Genomic DNA, 847 nt, shown 5'->3' with positions numbered 1-847 from the left:
GCGGGCTATGCGGCGACTGGGGCGGCCGGGGCGGCCGGGATCACCCCGCGGCCGCCGGGACGACCGTGGGCGCGTCGGTGCCGGACGTCGAGGCGCCGGACGCGATGCCGTGTTCCGGCTCGGGGACGGAGTCGGGGGACAGCAGGGTCGAGGTGCGGCCGTCGATGCCCACCGGCACGTCGCCGTCGATGGTCACCCGGGCCAGCTTGCGCTCGTGGGCGTCGGAGTCGTCCACGCCGTAGTGCTGCGTGGCGCGGTTGTCCCAGAGGGCCACGTCACCGACGCGCCACTGCCAGCGGACGGTGTTCTCCGGGCGCTCGATGTGCCGCTGGAACAGGTCGAGGAGGTCGCGGGAGTCGCGGCCGGTCAGACCGGAGATCTTCTGCACGAAGTTGCCCAGGAGCAGGGTGCGTTCGCCGGTCTCGGGGTGGACGCGGACGACGGGGTGCTCGGTCTCGAACTTGATCTTGGCGAACACGTCCCGGAACCGCTGGAGCTGCTCCGGTATCGCGTCGGGGCGCAGCGCCGCGTAGTCGTAGTCGTTGGAGTGCACCGCGCGCAGACCCGCGGCGAGCTCCTGGAGCGGGGCGGGCAGGTTCGCGTACGCCGTCGCGGTGTTGGCCCACAGCGTGTTGCCGCCGTACGGGGGGATCGTGCGGGCGTGCAGGATGGAGAACGCCGGATAGGCGGGCACGAACGTCACGTCGCTGTGCCACTGGTTGGCGCGGCCGCCGTAGTCCGAGTTGATCGGGAACGAGTAACGCCCGTCGGCGGACGGCACGGTGGGGTGCGCGACCGGGGTGCCGAGCAGCCGCCCGAACGCCTCGTGGGAGGCGGTGTCCAGGTG

General features: G+C 72.6%; 1 protein-coding gene. It reads right to left on the bottom strand.

Annotated elements, in window-relative coordinates; genetic code table 11:
* Nucleotides 1–40: 40 nt before the first annotated feature.
* The coding region (locus G3I40_RS44670) for a TauD/TfdA family dioxygenase (RefSeq protein ID WP_164560502.1) at nt 41–847 on the bottom strand (807 nt) is incomplete at its 5' end.

This window comes from Streptomyces sp. SID14478, from assembly GCF_010548525.1.
Lineage (GTDB): Bacteria > Actinomycetota > Actinomycetes > Streptomycetales > Streptomycetaceae > Streptomyces.
Note: the sequence above shows the minus strand (reverse complement) of the source record. Positions and strands in the feature narration are given on the sequence as shown.